The organism is Saccharothrix saharensis (genome assembly GCF_006716745.1).
Lineage (GTDB): Bacteria > Actinomycetota > Actinomycetes > Mycobacteriales > Pseudonocardiaceae > Actinosynnema > Actinosynnema saharense.
Genome location: NZ_VFPP01000001.1, coordinates 1,493,541 through 1,508,370 on the forward strand (window position 1 = coordinate 1,493,541; position 14,830 = coordinate 1,508,370).

Consider the following 14,830-nt stretch of genomic DNA (forward strand, 5'->3'; position numbering starts at 1 on the left):
GTTGTCGAGTGACCGCGTGCGCCCGCCGGTCGAGCCTTCAGCGCACGCGTCCGGGCGGCCGGTCCGGTGCGTGGGGACCACCACTCACCGGGCCGGTTCGCTCAGGGGCAGACCTTCCAGGCGAAGTGGTAGGTCGTCTCCACGCTGCCGTCGGTGGAGTCCATCGACATGAAGCTGGTGGTCGTCGCGGTGTCCGACGAGCCGGCGCTCACCCGCAGCTCCGTGTTGATGTTGAACAGCCGCTGCTCACCGCACGGGTGGTAGACGATCGCGGCGAGTTCGGTGGTGTCGGTGGCCTGCCAGTCGTCGCTGAACGGTCCCGGGTAGCTGTGGCTCCGGTACGCGGTCGGCGACATGCCCTGGAAGTAGTAGTTGGCCCGTTCCAGACCGGTCGCGCCCTGCTCGAGGTGGGCGAAGCCGCGGTAGTCGGTCTGGGCGATGCCGTAGGTGAACCCCTGTGGGATGTTCATCCTGAGGTTGAGCTGGCAGTTCTTCCGGAAGTCGGTGGGCAGTGCGCCTACGCCCACCTGCGCCATGAACTGGCTGTAGGTGACGGTGAACGCCTTGTTGTCCGGTGAGACCGCCACGGCCGCGGTACCGGCCGGGCACCCGGAGCCGTTGACGGTCACCACGTCGATGGTCATGTGATCCGGGGGCGGGGTGGTGTTCGGCGCCCCGCCCGGGGGGATGACCACCGCCGCCGCCAGGGTGACGGCCGCCACGAAGTTGAACATGCAGCACCTTCCGACTCGTCATCGAGCACGGTATCGGCGGCGAATTGACGCAAGTCCGAGCGCGGAATCACCGACAGGTCCCGCCTAGCACCTCTTCCACGAGAAGTGGTACGTGGTGCTCACGCTGCTGTCGGTCGAATCCATCACCATGAAACTGGTACCGGTGGACGTGCCCGCGGTGACCCGGAGTTCGGTGTTGACGTTGAACATCCGCTGTTCACCGCACGGCGCGTAGACGATGGCGTCCCATTCCGTGGCGTCGGTGGCCTGCCAGTTGTCGCTGAAAGGCCCGGTGTAGGAATGGCTCTTGCGCGCGGTGGGCGACGTGCCCTGGATGTAGTAGCTGCCCTGCTCCATGCCCGTGGCACCGCGCTGGAGGTGGGCGAACCCGCGGTAGTCGGCCTGGGCGATGCCGTAGGTGAAGCCCTGCGGGTAGCCCAGCTCCAGCGCGAGCTGGCAGTTCTTCCGGAAGTCGGTCGGGTCGGACTCGCCGCCCGCCTGGGCGAGGAACTGGCTGTACGTGACGGTGAACGCGGTGCGGTCGGGCGAGGCGGCGACCGCCGCGGTGCCGGCCGGGCAACCCGACCCGTTCACGGTCCTCACCTGGACCGTGACGTAATCGGGCGGCGCGTCGACCGCCGTTTCAGCGGTGGGGACGAACGCGGACAGGGTCAATGCGGCCGCGGCCACTAAGGTCAGCATGAACGGCCTTTCTCCTACAGGTGGACGTTCGGTGTGACGGCGGTTACAGGACCGTAGCGCAATGCCCTCGACCGATTGCTCCTCCATTGGAGTGGAACCGCTCCCAGAAGGTGGGAAATATGTTTCCCGCGCGAAACGACGCAACCGCCCGCGGTATCCGCACGCCGTTCGTTGAAATCGCGACGATATTGCGAAATATCGCGTCTCGACCGGTTACCTCGGCCGGGCGGCGACCACTCGTCGGATCAATTGCACCATCTGCGCGCGCTCCTCGGAGTCCAGCACGGCGAACCAGCGGGCCTCGCGGCCGTTCTGCCGGGGGAAGACGCCCTCGACCGCCGCGCGACCCGACTCGGTGAGCGCCACGAACACCACGCGCCGGTCCTGGCCGTCGCGGGTCCGCTCCACCAGCCCGGCGCGCTCCAGCGTGTTGATCAGGTTCGACATCGCCGACCGGGTGGTGCCGGACAGGTCGGCCAGCCGCGCGGGCTGGGTCGGGCCCAGGATCCACAGCTTGAACATCAGCCGGAAGCCGGGCATGGTCCACCCCTGCTCGCGGTGCACCAGCGCCTCGTAGTCGGTGATCATCATGTACGCCAGGTGCAACACGTTGTACGACAGGCCGAACGCGTCCGCGTCGCCGCCGAGCTCGGCGATCCGGTGCCGGGCGAACCGCTCGTACTCCTGCTCCGTCGCCACGTCGCCGGCGACGGGCACCTCCTGCTCTGCCACCCGCTGATCCTCCCAGGGCTACCCGGCCGACGGGACCCGAATGCGGCACACTACCGGCGTGATCGGGACGAGGCGGTTCGCCATCACGGCCGCGGTCGTGCTGGTGCTCGCCACCGCCGCGTCCGTGGCCGCGAGCTTCGACGTCGTCGCCGGCGGGGCCGCGGTGGTCCTCGACGACCTCGCCCAGCTCGCCACCGGCCTGTTCGCGACCGGTTGCTGCTGGTGGACGGCGCGCCGGGCGACCGGGCCGGACCGCCGGTGGCGGATCGCGACGGGCTTCGGCATGGCGGGCTGGTCCACCGGCCAGGCGCTGTGGACCTGGTACCAGCTCGTCGAGCGGCGCGCCGTGCCGTCGCCGTCGCTCGCGGACGCCGGCTACCTGAGCATCGTGCCGTTCGCGTTCGTCGCGCTGCTGGTGATCGGCAACCACCGCCGGTCCGACACGCCCGACGCGCTGCTGGACCGCCGCTCCCCCAGCGCCCGGCTGGTGCTGCTGCTCGACGGCGTGATCGTGGTCGGGTCGCTGTTCGGGCTGGCCTGGACGACGTCGCTGGGCGGGCTGGTCGCGGCGGGCAACCCGGGTTCGGCGGCGTTCCTGGTGGCCATCGCCTACCCGGCGACCGACCTGGTGCTGCTGGTGATCGTGGTGGCGCTGAGCGCGGACCGCAAGGTCGTGCTGCAACCCCAGCTGCGGCTGCTCGGGCTCGGCCTGGCCGCGCTGGCCGCGTCCGACTTCGCGTTCGCCTACCTGGTGAGCGTCCAGGCGCCGGAGGTGCCACCGCTGGCCAACGCCGGGTTCGTGGTCGGGCCCGCGCTGATCGGCCTGGCCGCGCTCGCGCCCCCGCCGTCCCCGTCGACCGGCCGGGGTCGCGACCGGCGGCGGTGGGGGTGGGCCTACCTGCTGATGCCGTACGTGCCGTTACTGGTCAGCAGCGTCCTGGTGCTGCGGCGCACGGTCATCGGGGACCTCGGGCCGTTGGACGGGGTGGAGATCGGCTGCGGGTTCACCGTGTTCGTCGCGGTGATCCTGCGGCAGCTCGTGACCCTGGTGGACAACACGAAGCTCGTGCTGCTGCTGCGCGAGTCGGAGCGGACCCTGACGCACCAGGCGCACCACGACCCGTTGACCGGGTTGGCCAACCGGGCGCTGTTCGAGCGCCGGCTGGACGAGGCGATGGACGCCCACCACCGCGACGGCACGCCGTTCGGGTTGCTGTTCGTGGACCTGGACGACTTCAAGGCGGTCAACGACCTCTCCGGTCACGCGCACGGCGACGCGCTGCTCGAACGGGTGGCGCAGCGGCTGCGGCAGTGCGTCCGCGACACCGACGTGGTCGCCCGGCTCGGTGGCGACGAGTTCGGCGTGCTGGTCGAGGGGGTGGACGAGCCGGAGAAGGTGGCGTTCCGCGTCCTGGACGCGCTCGGCGCGGAGATCAGCGCGTCCGTCGGCGTGGTGATCTGCGCCGACCCTGACCCCGAGGCGACCGCCGCGTCCGTCCTCGGCCGGGCCGACAAGGCCATGTACGAGGCCAAGCGCGACGGTGGGCGGGGTCTGGTCATCCACCCGTAGGGCCGGGCCGCCGGACGGCCCGGCCCCACCGCCGGCTCAGTGGATCCCGGTGCCGCTCCACCACTGGACCGCGACCAGGGGGTTCCCGCCGGCGAACCGGAGGGTGAAGCCCGGGGCCACGTCGTGGTCGGTGTAGTAGCGGCCGATGCCCAGCGCCATGACGACCCTCCCCCGGCTCGCGGGATCGGGGAGCAGGGCCGGGTCGACCCGGTGGAGCAGGGCGACGTCCGTGCTCAGCGCGGCGTGGTAGTCGGTCCACGCCGTGGTGGCGGTCTCGCACCTGAGCTGCATCACGATGAGCGCCGGAGCCCGCTCGCCGATGTCCTCCTCCACGTTGAAGACCAGGTCCGCCCGCTCAACGTGCTCGCCGGGCCGCCGTTGGAAGACCGGCACCGCGGCCTGCCCGGTCCAGACCTGGCCGACCTCGGTGATGACGTCGAGCGGGTCGACCCTGCCGGTGGTGTCGCGCAGGTTCCGCTGCAACCACGTGGCGAACTGGTTGTGCGCCCACCCGCCCCAATCCCCGGCGAACCGGATGACCTCGTTGATCAGCGGCTGCTCCTCTTCGACCCACTGAGCGACCTTGTCGACGGCCTCTCGGGGTTCGAGCGTGAGTTTCGACATCCGTGTGCTCCTCGCGCGTGTGGTGGACGGTCGGTCAGCCGACCAGGTCGGGGTCGGCCCACCACTGCACGGCGTACTGGCGTCCGGCGCTCTCGACCCGGTAGCCCGCGGCGGGACGGAGGCCGGGCTCGTTGAAGCAGATGCCCAGCGACAGCACCATCACGTTCTCCGGGCCGAACGCGTCGTCCACGTCCGGGTTGACGCCGTAGAGCTTGGTGACGTCACGGCTCAGCCCGGCCCGGAACGCGGGCCACGGCTGCTTGGGCGACTGGCACTTCAGCTCGGTGATGATCACCGGCGGCTCGGCCTCCACGGTCGGGCTCAGCGCGTTGAACACGATGTCCGCGCGCTGCTGGGGGCTGTCGAAGACCGCGATCGAGCCCTGCCCGGTCGGGATGTGGTTGGCCTCGGTGAGCACGTCCAGCGGGTTGTTGTTGCGCAGCCGAAGCCTCAGCCGGCCCTGCAACCACAGCGCGAACTGGTTGCGGGCCCAGCCTTCCCAGCCGCCCGCGAACAGCGAGAGGGCTTCGATCGTCGGTTGTTCGACCTGGATCCACTCGATGACGGCTTTGATCACGTCGACCGGGCCGATGGTGTTGTAAGCCATGACTTCACTCCTGGGTGGGGTGGGGGAAGAGAGGGGGCGCAGAGCGCGCCGGGGGGAGGTCGCGCTCTGCGCCCGGGACGGCGGGCCGGTGTGGTGGGGGCACCCGGGCTGTCGAGCGGGGCGGGTCGTGGGCGCCTCCGGAGCTCGACCCCGCCGTCCTCCGCGATGCGCCGGAGGGGCCGTCCGGCGCACGGGGTCCTACGGGTGGCGACCGGGGAGAGGACCGGTCATCGCGGCGGTCAGGCGGCGATCGGCTGCGTGCCGGTGCTGATCGACCACGTGTTGTCCGGGTGCAGCACCGCGGTCATCTCGAAGCCCGCGTTGTAGTCCAGCTCCACCGTGTTGCTGATCTGCTCGATGTCGAGCACCTCGCCGTGGACGTAGGTGCCCGCGGTGAGCCAGTAGCTGGGGTGCGGGGTGAAGACGAGGTTCTCGTTCGGCTGCGCCTGCACCGCGAACACGCCGGAGTTCGACATGCCGATGCCGACCGAGGCGCCGTCGGCGGGCACCGTCGGCAGTTCCCGGATGTAGAGGCTGCCGAGCTCCGCGACGCCGAACGCCTTGCCGGGCACGAACCGGTGCGCGCCGTCGGTGTAGTCGAACAGGATCTGGTTGGTGGTCAGGTCCTGCGGGTTGGCCCGCCGGACCTCCTGGGCGCGGAACCGCGTGCCCGGCTTGAGCGAACCCGTGTAGGACCAGACGAAGCTGTAGTCGAGGGTCCACTCGAAGGTCACGGTGGTGCCCGGCCACGCCGGCGCGGTCAGCCACGCCAGCGACATGGCGTTGCGCACGCCGAGGTCCACGGGCTGCTGGTAGACGCACAGGTCTTGGAACTGGGTAGATTCGTTGCGGACCGTCAGGGAGTACTGGGTGGGCATGGCAGCACAACTCCTCACGAGGAGACGATTCGGGTAAATTCGAACCAGGACGCGGAATAGTCGGCCGCGCAGCGGTGGGTTCGCAGGACCTGTCGATTTCGCTGTGATTTTCACCGGGCCGGACTTCCCGCTGAAACCAGTACACGCCGGCGGGCGCGGGGCGTCAAGCGACCGGCGCTCACCCGATATGTCGACGTCGCATTCACCTGACTTGGCTTCCCGGAGGCGCCGGGCGCGCCTTTCGTGACGTGAACACGCGGGCGACCCGTAACGAAAGTCGCGCGAATTGAATTGCCAGCAGTGCCGCACGGAGTTCGCCGCGAGCGCCACCGGCCGGCCGCGCCTGTACTGCTCGTCGGCGTGCCGGCAACGCGCGTTCCGGGCCAGGCGGGACGTCGAGCGCACGGCGGTGGCCCTGCCGGGACAGGTGGAGGCGCTGGCCGTGGCGTTGCGGGACAACGCGGAGGTGATCCGGTTCCTGGCCCGGGGGTGGACACCGGTGGAACCGGACGTGTCGCTGCCCGACTTGTTGCGGACCACGGCCGAACTGGCGGAGCGGTTGCGCGACCTGGGCGGGCGGTTAGTCGACCACTTGCCGGCGGACGTGCCGTGGGTGAACCGGTGACGGAAGACGGAATGAAACCCGTGGGCGCATCCCCCGCCGGGTGACCCCTGACCGCCTGGCGATGACCGTTGGTGGACGAGACGCAATCTTCTCGGTCACCGGCCGGATTTCGGGAGGAGGTTCGAGGGCGACCGCACCGCAGTTGTGCGGACGACCGTCACGGCGGGTCCCGGAAGCCGATCGGGTTGTCGCCCGACCCGCCGCCGCGGCGCAGACGGATCAGCCTGCCGATATTTCCGGGAAGATCACCGGAGCCACTCGGGGCACGGGTGACCGCGGGGTGGCGCCCCTCGCTCCCGGGGTGCCGACGTTGATTCGAGGGTCACTCGCCTGTTTGCCGACGGGCGGATGAGGGCATTCGGAAGTGTCCTGCTCACGCCACCGGAGGTATGACGGTGTCACCCTCGGTAAGCGACAACGTGCTGGCCGACCGCTACCAGCTCATCGAGCCGATCGGGATCGGCGGCATGGCCGAGGTGCACCGCGCCTGGGACACCGTGTTGCGGCGGCACGTCGCGATCAAGGTGTTCCAGCCCGGGTTCGACCCGGCGGCGGCGCAGCGCTTCGACAACGAGGTGCGCGTGCTGGCGGGGCTGTCCCACCCGGCGTTGGTGTCGGTGTACGACGCGGACACCAAGGCGGACACGCCCTTCGTCGTGCTCCGGCTGATCGAAGGGCGGACGCTGCACGACCGCCTGGTGCTCGGGTCGTTGCCCCTCGACGACGCGCGTCGGCTCGGTGCCCGGTTGGCGGACGCGTTGGCGCACGTGCACGCGCACGACCTGGTGCACCGCGACGTGAAGCCGGCGAACATCCTGCTGGACCGGGAGGACGACGCCTACCTGGCGGACTTCGGCCTGGCGCACCTGACCGGCGCGACGCGGTTGACCCGGACGAACCAGCTTGTCGGCACGGCCGCCTACCTCGCACCGGAGCAGGTGCTCGGCCAGGACATCGGCACCCCGACCGACGTCTACGCGCTGGGGCTGGTGCTGCTGGAGTGCCTGACCGGACGACGGGAGTACACGGGCAGTGAGGTGGAAGCCGCGGTGGCGCGGTTGCACCGGCCACCCGCCATCCCCGACGACCTGCCCGCCGACGTCCGCGCGCTGCTGGCCCGGATGACGGCTGCCGCGCCGGACGAGCGCCCCACGGCCCACGACTGCGCGCGAGCGCTCCTGGGCGCTTCCCTCCCCGCGGCGGCCTCACTGCCCGAGGCGGACACCGAGGAGCTGCCGCGGTCGGTGGGGCGTCCGGTGTGGAAGGCGCTCGTCGCGTCGGCGGGTGCGCTGATCGGTGCCTTCGCCATCACGATGGCGGCGATGTCCGGCGACGACCCGACGACGTCCGTGCCGCCGGGGTCCACGCAGCAGGCGCCGCCGGAGCAGGCGGCGGCGTCCGACGCGCCGCGGGACCAGGCCGAGCCCCGGTTCATCCGCACCCCGCAGGACCAGGGCGGCACGACGAGCGCCCCGACCCGAGCCACCACGTCGGCGGACGCGGTGGAACCCGCGGTCGAGGAGGGGCGGGAGCCGGTGGCGGGCACCACGACCGCCCCGGCCGCGACCACGACGGCGCGGCCCACCACGGAGGCGCCGACCACACCGGTCGAGACGTCGACACCCGCTCCCGAACCCGAGCCGTCCGCGCAGCCCACCGAAGGCGCCCAGCCCACTGAGGACGCCCAGCCCTCCGACGAGGACCGAGACCCTGTTGATGACTGATTGTCATCGCCACCGTGCGGTGAGTGGCTGATGCCGCGCGGGCTTCGGCGGTGACCGCGGCGAGCTGCCGCCGGGCGGGCTGCGCGAGCGCCCCGGACGAGGTCATCGACACCCTCATCACGGGCTCGCTGACCGGGCGGGAGCGCATCCCGGCCGTGATCGCCGAGCTGTTCCCCGGCGCCGGGTTCCGGTTCGAGCGGGTGCTCCCGACCGGCACGCGGTTGTCGATCGTGGGGACGTGCCGGCGTGACTGCCGGTCAGGGGTGGATGCCCGGTCCGTGGTCGGGGTCGTCCACGGGCGCGATCGGGGTCGGGCTCAACGACGCCTCGTCCTCGCCCTCCTCCAGCAGGGTGGCGGCCGGTCCGACCACCCGCGGGTCCGGCTCGCCGACCACCTCGGGGTCCTTGTCGGCGTAGTCCACCCGGGCCAGCACGCTGCGCATGGCCTCGATCCGGGCCCGCTTCTTGTCGTTGCTCTTCACCACGGTCCACGGCGCGGCCTCGGTGTCGGTGGCGCGGAACATGGCCACCTTCGCCTCGGTGTAGGCGTCCCACCGGTCCAGCGACTTGATGTCGTTCGGGCTGAGCTTCCACTGCCGCACCGGGTCCACCTGGCGGATCAGGAACCGGGTCCGCTGCTCCGCCCGGGAGACCGAGAACCACAGCTTGACCAGCACGATCCCGTCGTCCACCAGCATCCGCTCGAACGTCGGCGCCTGCCGCGTGAACCGCTCGTACTGCTCGTCGGTGCAGTAGCCCATGACCCGTTCGACGCCGGCGCGGTTGTACCAGGACCGGTCGAACAGCACGATCTCCCCCGCGGTCGGCAGGTGGTTGACGTACCGCTGGAAGTACCACTCGCCCTGCTCGCGGTCGGTCGGCTTGCCCAACGCCACCACCCGCGCCCCGCGCGGGTTGAGGTGCTCGGTGAACCGCTTGATCGTGCCACCCTTGCCCGCCGCGTCACGCCCCTCGAACACCACGACCATCCGCCCGCCGGTGTCCTTGATCCAGTACTGGAGCTTGAGCAGCTCGATCTGCAGCATGCGCTTGGAGAGCTCGTACTCCTCGCGCGTCAACCGCGTCGGGTAGGGGTAGTTCTCCCGCCACGTGTCGATCTCCGTGCCGTCGGGGTGGCGCAGCACGGGGTCGTCGCCGTCGTCGTAGTCCACCACGAGGTCGTCCACGCGCAGGCCGGGGAACAGGTCGGCGATGTCCAGCACGGTCTCCACGGCACCCACGTACCCGGCCGGCGCCGGGCGAAACGCGGGCCGCGCCCCGACGGGGGCGCGGCCACGCGCGGAACCGTTACAGCAACGAGCCGATCTGCGCGGCGACCAGGTCGATCCGGACGCCCTGGTTCGGGCAACCGCCGTAGTGGTGCAGCCCGATCACCTTGTGCGTTCGCCGGGACAGCACCGGCGAGCCGGACGAGCCGCCCTCGGTGTCGCACCGGTAGGCGATGTCGGACTGCGACGAGCTGCCGTTCACCCTGACCGCCGAGACGGCGCAGTAGCCGCCGCCGTTCTGGTCGTCACGCAGGGACAGCTTCTTGAGCTTGCCCGCCGGGTGGCCGATGACGTACATCTCCTCGCCGACCGCGGGCACGCGCGCGTCCAGCTCGAGGTAGCCGAACGACGCCAGCGTCGCGAAGTTGGTGACGCTGAACAGCGTGTAGTCCAGCGCGGCGCTGGTCTTGAGCACCGACGAGACCAGCACCTTGGTGACGGTCGAGCTGGTGGTGCCGCCGCAGGTCGGGCACTGGTAGTTGAACCACACCTCGATGCCGGTGCCACTGGTGAAGCAGTGGTTGTTGGTCAGCATCCGGTTGTTGGGGCCGACCCGCCACGCCGTGCACAGCGACCCGCCGTTGCGCAGCAGCTTGGCCACCGCCGGCGTGCGGCCGAACTCGGCGGGGTTGCCGGACTGGTAGCAGACGGCGTCGCGGTAGTCGTTGGTGCCGCAGATGCTCTTCGGCGCCAGTTCCGCCGCCCGCGCCAGCTCGGCCTCGGTGTAGCCGCGGGTGATCTTGTCCAGGCGGACCCGGCTGGCCGGGTGCGCCGGACCGCCGTCCCGGCCCCGGAGGCTGATCACGGCCTTGTCGCCGGTGACCGACATGGCCCAGAAGCCGGTGCCGTCCGCGGTGGCCGTGCCCGACGCGGTGACGTCGGCGGTGTAGCGGTAGCTCTCCGCACCGGTCGGGTCGGACACGGTGAGCACGTCGCCCGCGACCAGGCGCAGGCCGGTGAAGTGGGTCTTGAGGTACCACGAGCCGGGGCGTTCGACGGTCGTGGACCGGGTCCTGCCGCCGAGGACGACCGAGACGACCTCGTCCTCGCCGACCCTCTGGGTCTGGTCGAGCGGTGCCGGCGCCGCGCCGGCTTCCGGTGCCGCGCTCGCGGTTCCGCCTAACAGCGGTACCACGAGGAGGGCGGCAGCGAGGAGTTGCAGGGTTCTCCGCACTGGTTCACCTCACATGAGGAGCAGGGATGGGTGACCCCCTGATGCTGCTCCTCCGGACGTTCGGTGTCAGCCCTCCGAACGTCGGGTGAACTGTCCGTCCACTGAGGACTCCGTCAGGCTTCGCGCCCCTGGTCGACCGCGACCGCGTCGAGCACCTCGTCGAAGGACTCGTAGTGGCGCTCCGGGATCGCGTGCAGCGCGTGCACGGTGTCCTCGTCGGCGTTGTTGCGCGAGGCGTGGTCGACGAGCTGCCCCTTGTCGGCCGGGTAGTCGACGTCTCCCAGCACGGTGCGCAGCCTGCCCACCGTCGTCGTGTCGCTCATGGCTCTCCCTCCGGACTCGGACCGTGCACCCCGGTTACCCGGCGACGCCGCCCCCACACGTGCCGGGCGCACCGCGCTCCACTAGTCCACTGTGGACTCAGCGGCGCAGCCGGCCCGTGATGCCGTCGCCGTCGGTCGCCACGCCCTCGATCGTCGTCGGGTCCACGCTCCACCGGCGGGCCAGGGCCAGGACGTCACCCTCCCCGGGGACGGTGTCCCACCAGGTCTCGTCGTCGTCCGACTCCGGCCTGGTGCCGACGCCCAGCGCGACCTCGTCGACCGTCACCTCGCCCTCGAACAGCGGCACGCCCGCGCCGTCGAAGTGGTAGGCCCGGCGCAGCCTCCCGCCGACCGCCAGCACCCAGGCGGACGTGCCGGTGAAGCGGTGGGTCTCGAAGAACTGCACGTGCCCGAGCCGCGCGCTCAACCCGACGACCCACTCCAGGAAACCGGGGCTGGCGGCGTCGGGCAGGCCGCGGCCCGGCACCAGCACCCAGGGGCCGATGGGTGGTGTGACGAACACCGCGCCGCCGTAGGCCAGCTCGACGCCGTGCCCCCAGGTCACCCGCTTGCGCCGGATCAGGCCCAGCACGTCGGCCGCGGTGGCCGCGTCGGGCGAGGTGACCGCGAGCCACCAGCACTGGCGGCCGAACGGGACGGCCCGGTCCACCGCGATGCCGAAAACCACGAGGCCGATCCTCGCATCCCCGGCGTCCCACCGCTCCCGCTTATCGCGGTTCCGGCGCAACCGCCCCGCTGGAACAAATGAAACAAATGCGGTGGCTCAGGTCGGCACGGGCCCGGTGGAGTCGCGCACGACCAGCGTGGTCGACAGCTCCAGGTGCAGGGCTTCCGGGCGGTGGCCGTCGAGGACGCGCATGAGCTGGGTGACGGCGATGCGGCCCATCTCCTGCAACGGCTGGCGGACCGTGGTCAGCGCGGGCCGGGTGGCGCGGCTGAGGTCGATGTCGTCGAAGCCCGCGACGGACAGGTCCCGGGGCACCCGCAGCCCCCGGTCGTGGGCGGCCTGGAGCGCGCCCGCGGCCAGCTTGTCGTTGAAGCAGACGATCGCGGTCGGGCGGCGCGGCTCGTCCAGCAGCGCGGAGGCGGCGCGCAGGCCTTCGGCCGCGGTGGGTTCGACGTGGTGCACGCGGTGCCGGGCGGGCAGCACTCCCGCCTGCGCCAACGCGGCGTGGTGGCCCGCGGTGCGCGCGTCGCCCGCCAGCCACTCCACCGGTCCGGCGATGACGCCGATGTCGCGGTGGCCCAGCCCGACCAGGTGCGCGGTGAGCGCCCGCGCCCCCGCGAGGTGCGCCGCCGACACCGAGGCGACGTCCGGCGGCGGCGCCGTGCGCGGGTCGGCCACGACGAACGGGAAACCGCGCCGGGCCAGCGCGACCAGCCGGTCACCGTCCTCCGGCGGCAGGACCAGGATCGCGGCGTCGACGTCGGGCTCGTCGGGCAGGGTGCTCAGCACGTCGTCGTGCTGTGCGGCGACGCCCGCGTCGAGGACCATCCGCACGCCGTGCAGCCGCAGCGTCTCGGCGATCGAGGAGACGATCAGGCCGAAGTAGTCGGTGAGCAGGTAGGGGCACCGGACGTGGACGGTGCGGCGGCCGGTCCGCCCGGGCGCGTCGGCGCCGCTGCGCGCCATGGCCCGCAACACCAGCTCACGGGTTCGCGGCGCCACGTTGACGTGGTCGTTGAGCACCCGCGAGACGGTCGCGATGGACACCCCGGCCGCCTCGGCGATGTCGCGCACCCGCGCACGCCTGTTCACCTCGGCAGCTTAACCGCAGCTTGCATCTTGACTCGCTGTGCACGTCAGGTGTTCCATCACGAAACATATTTTCCGTCGTTTGTTACATGCGCGCTCGAAGGAGAGCGATGACCGGATCCCGGGCGACCGCCCTGACCGCGACCGTGGTGCTCACGGTCGGCCTCACCGGAGCCGTCCAGGCGGCGGGCCACGACACGACCTCCGCGCGGGTGTGGGTCACGACGGTGGACCGGGGCGAGCTGCTGGCCGAACGCCCGGCCGTGCCGTTCCGGACCGGCACGTCGCCGCACCAGACCATCGTGGTCGACCCCGACGTGACCCACCAGGAGGTCGACGGCTTCGGCGCGTCGATCACGGACTCGTCGGCCGCCGTGCTGCACCGGCTCACCCCGGCCCGGCGCGAGGAGACGATGCGCGCGCTGTTCGACCCGGTCCGCGGGATCGGCGTGAGCTTCCTGCGCCAGCCGATCGGCTCGTCCGACTTCACGGCCGAGGCCGAGCACTACACCTACGACGACGTGCCGCCCGGGCACACCGACTTCGGCCTGCGCCACTTCAGCATCGCCCACGACCAGGCGGAGATCTTGCCGCTGCTGCGCCGGGCGAAGCAGCTCAACCCGGCGTTGAAGGTGATGGGCACGCCGTGGAGCCCGCCGGCGTGGATGAAGACCACCGATTCGCTGGTGGGCGGCCGGTTGAAGGACGACCCGGCGATCTACGACGCCTACGCGCGCTACCTGGTCAAGTTCGTCCAGGCGTACGCCGCGTCCGGGGTGCCGGTCGACTACCTGTCGCTGCAGAACGAGCCGCAGAACCGCGTGCCGGACGCCTACCCGGGCACGGACATGCCGGTGGCGCAGCAGATCAAGGTAATCGAGGCGTTGGGCCCGTTGCTGCGCAGGGCGAGCCCGCGCACGAAGATCCTGGCCTACGACCACAACTGGAGCACCCACCCGAACGACGTCGCCACCACGCCGCCCGGCGAGGACCCGGAGACCGACTACCCGCACCGGATCCTGGAGAGCCCGGCCGCGCGGTGGGTCGCGGGCACCGCGTACCACTGCTACTCCGGCGACCCGGCGGCGCAGACCGCGTTGCACGAGGCGCACCCCGACAAGGGCATCTGGTTCACCGAGTGCTCCGGCTCGCACGGACCGGACGACCCGCCCGCGCAGGTCTTCCGCGACACGCTCACGTGGCACGCCCGCAACGTCGTCATCGGCACCACCCGCAACCGGGCGAAGTCGGTGGTCAACTGGAACATCGCGCTGGACAGCGACAACGGCCCGCACAACGGCGGCTGCGGCACGTGCACCGGCCTGGTCACCGCCCATCCGGACGGCACGGTGTCCACCGACGCCGAGTACTACACGATCGGCCACCTGGCGAAGTTCGTGAAGCCCGGCGCGCGTCGCGTGGAGAGCACGTCGTTCGGCACGACCGGGTGGAACGGCCAGATCATGGACGTGGCGTTCCGCAACCCGGACGGCTCCACCGCGCTGGTGGTGCACAACCAGAACGACGACCCGCGCACGTTCGCGGTGAGCGTCGGCGAGCGGATCTTCGAGCACACCCTGCCCGGCGGCGCGCTGGCCACGTTCACCTGGCCGCGGAGCAGGGCGTTGGACAGCGGGCTCGACCGGGTTCCGCTGGACCGCGCCACCGCCACCACCACGCCGACCGGTGAGGACGCCGCCGCCGCCGTGGACGGTGACGCCTCGACCCGGTGGAGCAGCGGCCAGGCGCAGGAACCGGGTCAGCACCTCCAGGTCGACCTGGGCCGCGTCACGGCGTTCCGGCGGGTCGCGATCGACAGCGGCGGCAACCTCGGCGACTACGCCCGCGGCTGGCGGTTGTCGGTGAGCGACGACGGCGCGGCCTGGCGGACCGTGGCGTCCGGCGCGGGCGTCGGCCAGTCGACCACCGTCGACGTGCCGCGCACGCGGGCCCGCTACCTGCGGGTCGCCACGACCGCGTCGGCGGGCAACTGGTGGAGCGTGGCCGACGTGCGCCTGTACCGCTGACCGGTCGTCCCGGGTCCCGGTCGGGATGTGCCCCCGACCGGGAT

Annotated in this window: 15 protein-coding genes; 4 read left to right on the forward strand and 11 right to left on the reverse strand. The window is 71.5% G+C overall.

Translation table 11 applies throughout. The annotated features are described in order from the left end of the window. Window positions 1–101 precede the first annotated feature (101 nt). From FHX81_RS05810 to FHX81_RS05820, 3 genes are all read right to left on the reverse strand, one after another. On the reverse strand, window positions 102–734 hold the full coding sequence (locus FHX81_RS05810; RefSeq protein ID WP_141975785.1) for a DUF4360 domain-containing protein: 633 nt from the start codon (window positions 732–734) through the stop codon (window positions 102–104). A gap of 84 nt (window positions 735–818) precedes the next feature. Then, on the reverse strand, window positions 819–1,436 hold the full coding sequence (locus FHX81_RS05815) for a DUF4360 domain-containing protein (RefSeq protein WP_141975787.1): 618 nt from the start codon (window positions 1,434–1,436) through the stop codon (window positions 819–821). A gap of 213 nt (window positions 1,437–1,649) precedes the next feature. Beyond that, window positions 1,650–2,168 carry a MarR family winged helix-turn-helix transcriptional regulator gene (locus tag FHX81_RS05820; protein ID WP_141975789.1) on the reverse strand — a complete coding sequence of 173 codons (519 nt, stop codon included), beginning with the start codon at window positions 2,166–2,168 and terminating at the stop codon, window positions 1,650–1,652. Between the two features lie 58 nt (window positions 2,169–2,226). Between FHX81_RS05820 and FHX81_RS05825 the strand changes: the two genes are divergently transcribed. After that, window positions 2,227–3,738, forward strand: coding sequence for a GGDEF domain-containing protein (locus FHX81_RS05825; RefSeq protein ID WP_246107649.1), 1,512 nt, complete (start codon window positions 2,227–2,229; stop codon window positions 3,736–3,738). Window positions 3,739–3,774: 36 nt separating this feature from the next. Here the strand turns inward: FHX81_RS05825 and FHX81_RS05830 are convergent, their stop codons facing one another. From FHX81_RS05830 to FHX81_RS05840, 3 genes are all read right to left on the reverse strand, one after another. Next, on the reverse strand, window positions 3,775–4,362 hold the full coding sequence (locus FHX81_RS05830; protein ID WP_141975794.1) for a hypothetical protein: 588 nt from the start codon (window positions 4,360–4,362) through the stop codon (window positions 3,775–3,777). A gap of 34 nt (window positions 4,363–4,396) precedes the next feature. Further along, entirely contained in the window at window positions 4,397–4,969 is a 573-nt protein-coding gene (locus FHX81_RS05835; protein ID WP_141975796.1) for a hypothetical protein, read from the reverse strand. Window positions 4,970–5,208: 239 nt separating this feature from the next. Continuing rightward, window positions 5,209–5,847 (reverse strand): hypothetical protein, encoded by a 639-nt coding sequence (locus tag FHX81_RS05840; RefSeq protein ID WP_141975798.1) that lies wholly within the window; start codon window positions 5,845–5,847, stop codon window positions 5,209–5,211. Window positions 5,848–6,133: 286 nt separating this feature from the next. On the opposite strand from FHX81_RS05840, the gene FHX81_RS42575 reads away from it, so the two are divergent. Together FHX81_RS42575 and FHX81_RS05850 are read left to right on the forward strand one after the other, a co-directional pair. After that, window positions 6,134–6,472 carry a hypothetical protein gene (locus tag FHX81_RS42575; protein WP_141975800.1) on the forward strand — a complete coding sequence of 113 codons (339 nt, stop codon included), beginning with the start codon at window positions 6,134–6,136 and terminating at the stop codon, window positions 6,470–6,472. A 395-nt stretch (window positions 6,473–6,867) separates the two neighbouring features. After that, on the forward strand, window positions 6,868–8,196 hold the full coding sequence (locus FHX81_RS05850) for a serine/threonine-protein kinase (RefSeq protein WP_246107650.1): 1,329 nt from the start codon (window positions 6,868–6,870) through the stop codon (window positions 8,194–8,196). A gap of 257 nt (window positions 8,197–8,453) precedes the next feature. Here the strand turns inward: FHX81_RS05850 and ppk2 are convergent, their stop codons facing one another. From ppk2 to FHX81_RS05875, 5 genes are all read right to left on the reverse strand, one after another. Continuing rightward, the gene (ppk2, locus tag FHX81_RS05855; RefSeq protein ID WP_211363760.1) at window positions 8,454–9,419 is read right to left on the reverse strand and encodes a polyphosphate kinase 2; all 966 of its coding nucleotides are present in this window, start codon (window positions 9,417–9,419) and stop codon (window positions 8,454–8,456) included. Window positions 9,420–9,504: 85 nt separating this feature from the next. Further along, entirely contained in the window at window positions 9,505–10,659 is a 1,155-nt protein-coding gene (locus tag FHX81_RS05860; protein ID WP_141975801.1) for a trypsin-like serine peptidase, read from the reverse strand. Between the two features lie 113 nt (window positions 10,660–10,772). Continuing rightward, window positions 10,773–10,982 carry a DUF2795 domain-containing protein gene (locus FHX81_RS05865; RefSeq protein WP_141975803.1) on the reverse strand — a complete coding sequence of 70 codons (210 nt, stop codon included), beginning with the start codon at window positions 10,980–10,982 and terminating at the stop codon, window positions 10,773–10,775. A 97-nt stretch (window positions 10,983–11,079) separates the two neighbouring features. Next, window positions 11,080–11,670 carry a hypothetical protein gene (locus FHX81_RS05870; RefSeq protein ID WP_141975805.1) on the reverse strand — a complete coding sequence of 197 codons (591 nt, stop codon included), beginning with the start codon at window positions 11,668–11,670 and terminating at the stop codon, window positions 11,080–11,082. Window positions 11,671–11,766: 96 nt separating this feature from the next. Further along, entirely contained in the window at window positions 11,767–12,762 is a 996-nt protein-coding gene (locus tag FHX81_RS05875; RefSeq protein ID WP_141975807.1) for a LacI family DNA-binding transcriptional regulator, read from the reverse strand. A gap of 107 nt (window positions 12,763–12,869) precedes the next feature. On the opposite strand from FHX81_RS05875, the gene FHX81_RS05880 reads away from it, so the two are divergent. Then, entirely contained in the window at window positions 12,870–14,786 is a 1,917-nt protein-coding gene (locus tag FHX81_RS05880; protein WP_141975809.1) for a discoidin domain-containing protein, read from the forward strand. The last annotated feature ends 44 nt before the right edge of the window (window positions 14,787–14,830 follow it).

What these genes read in the sequence shown, in the direction of transcription:
- FHX81_RS05810 (WP_141975785.1), bottom strand. Translation starts at nt 734, where the DNA reads ATGTTCAACTTCGTGGCGGCCGTCACCCTGGCGGCGGCGGTGGTCATC.
- FHX81_RS05815 (WP_141975787.1), bottom strand. Translation starts at nt 1,436, where the DNA reads ATGCTGACCTTAGTGGCCGCGGCCGCATTGACCCTGTCCGCGTTCGTC.
- FHX81_RS05830 (WP_141975794.1), bottom strand. Translation starts at nt 4,362, where the DNA reads ATGTCGAAACTCACGCTCGAACCCCGAGAGGCCGTCGACAAGGTCGCT.
- FHX81_RS05835 (WP_141975796.1), bottom strand. Translation starts at nt 4,969, where the DNA reads ATGGCTTACAACACCATCGGCCCGGTCGACGTGATCAAAGCCGTCATC.
- FHX81_RS05840 (WP_141975798.1), bottom strand. Translation starts at nt 5,847, where the DNA reads ATGCCCACCCAGTACTCCCTGACGGTCCGCAACGAATCTACCCAGTTC.
- FHX81_RS05865 (WP_141975803.1), bottom strand. Translation starts at nt 10,982, where the DNA reads ATGAGCGACACGACGACGGTGGGCAGGCTGCGCACCGTGCTGGGAGAC.
- FHX81_RS05880 (WP_141975809.1), top strand. Translation starts at nt 12,870, where the DNA reads ATGACCGGATCCCGGGCGACCGCCCTGACCGCGACCGTGGTGCTCACG.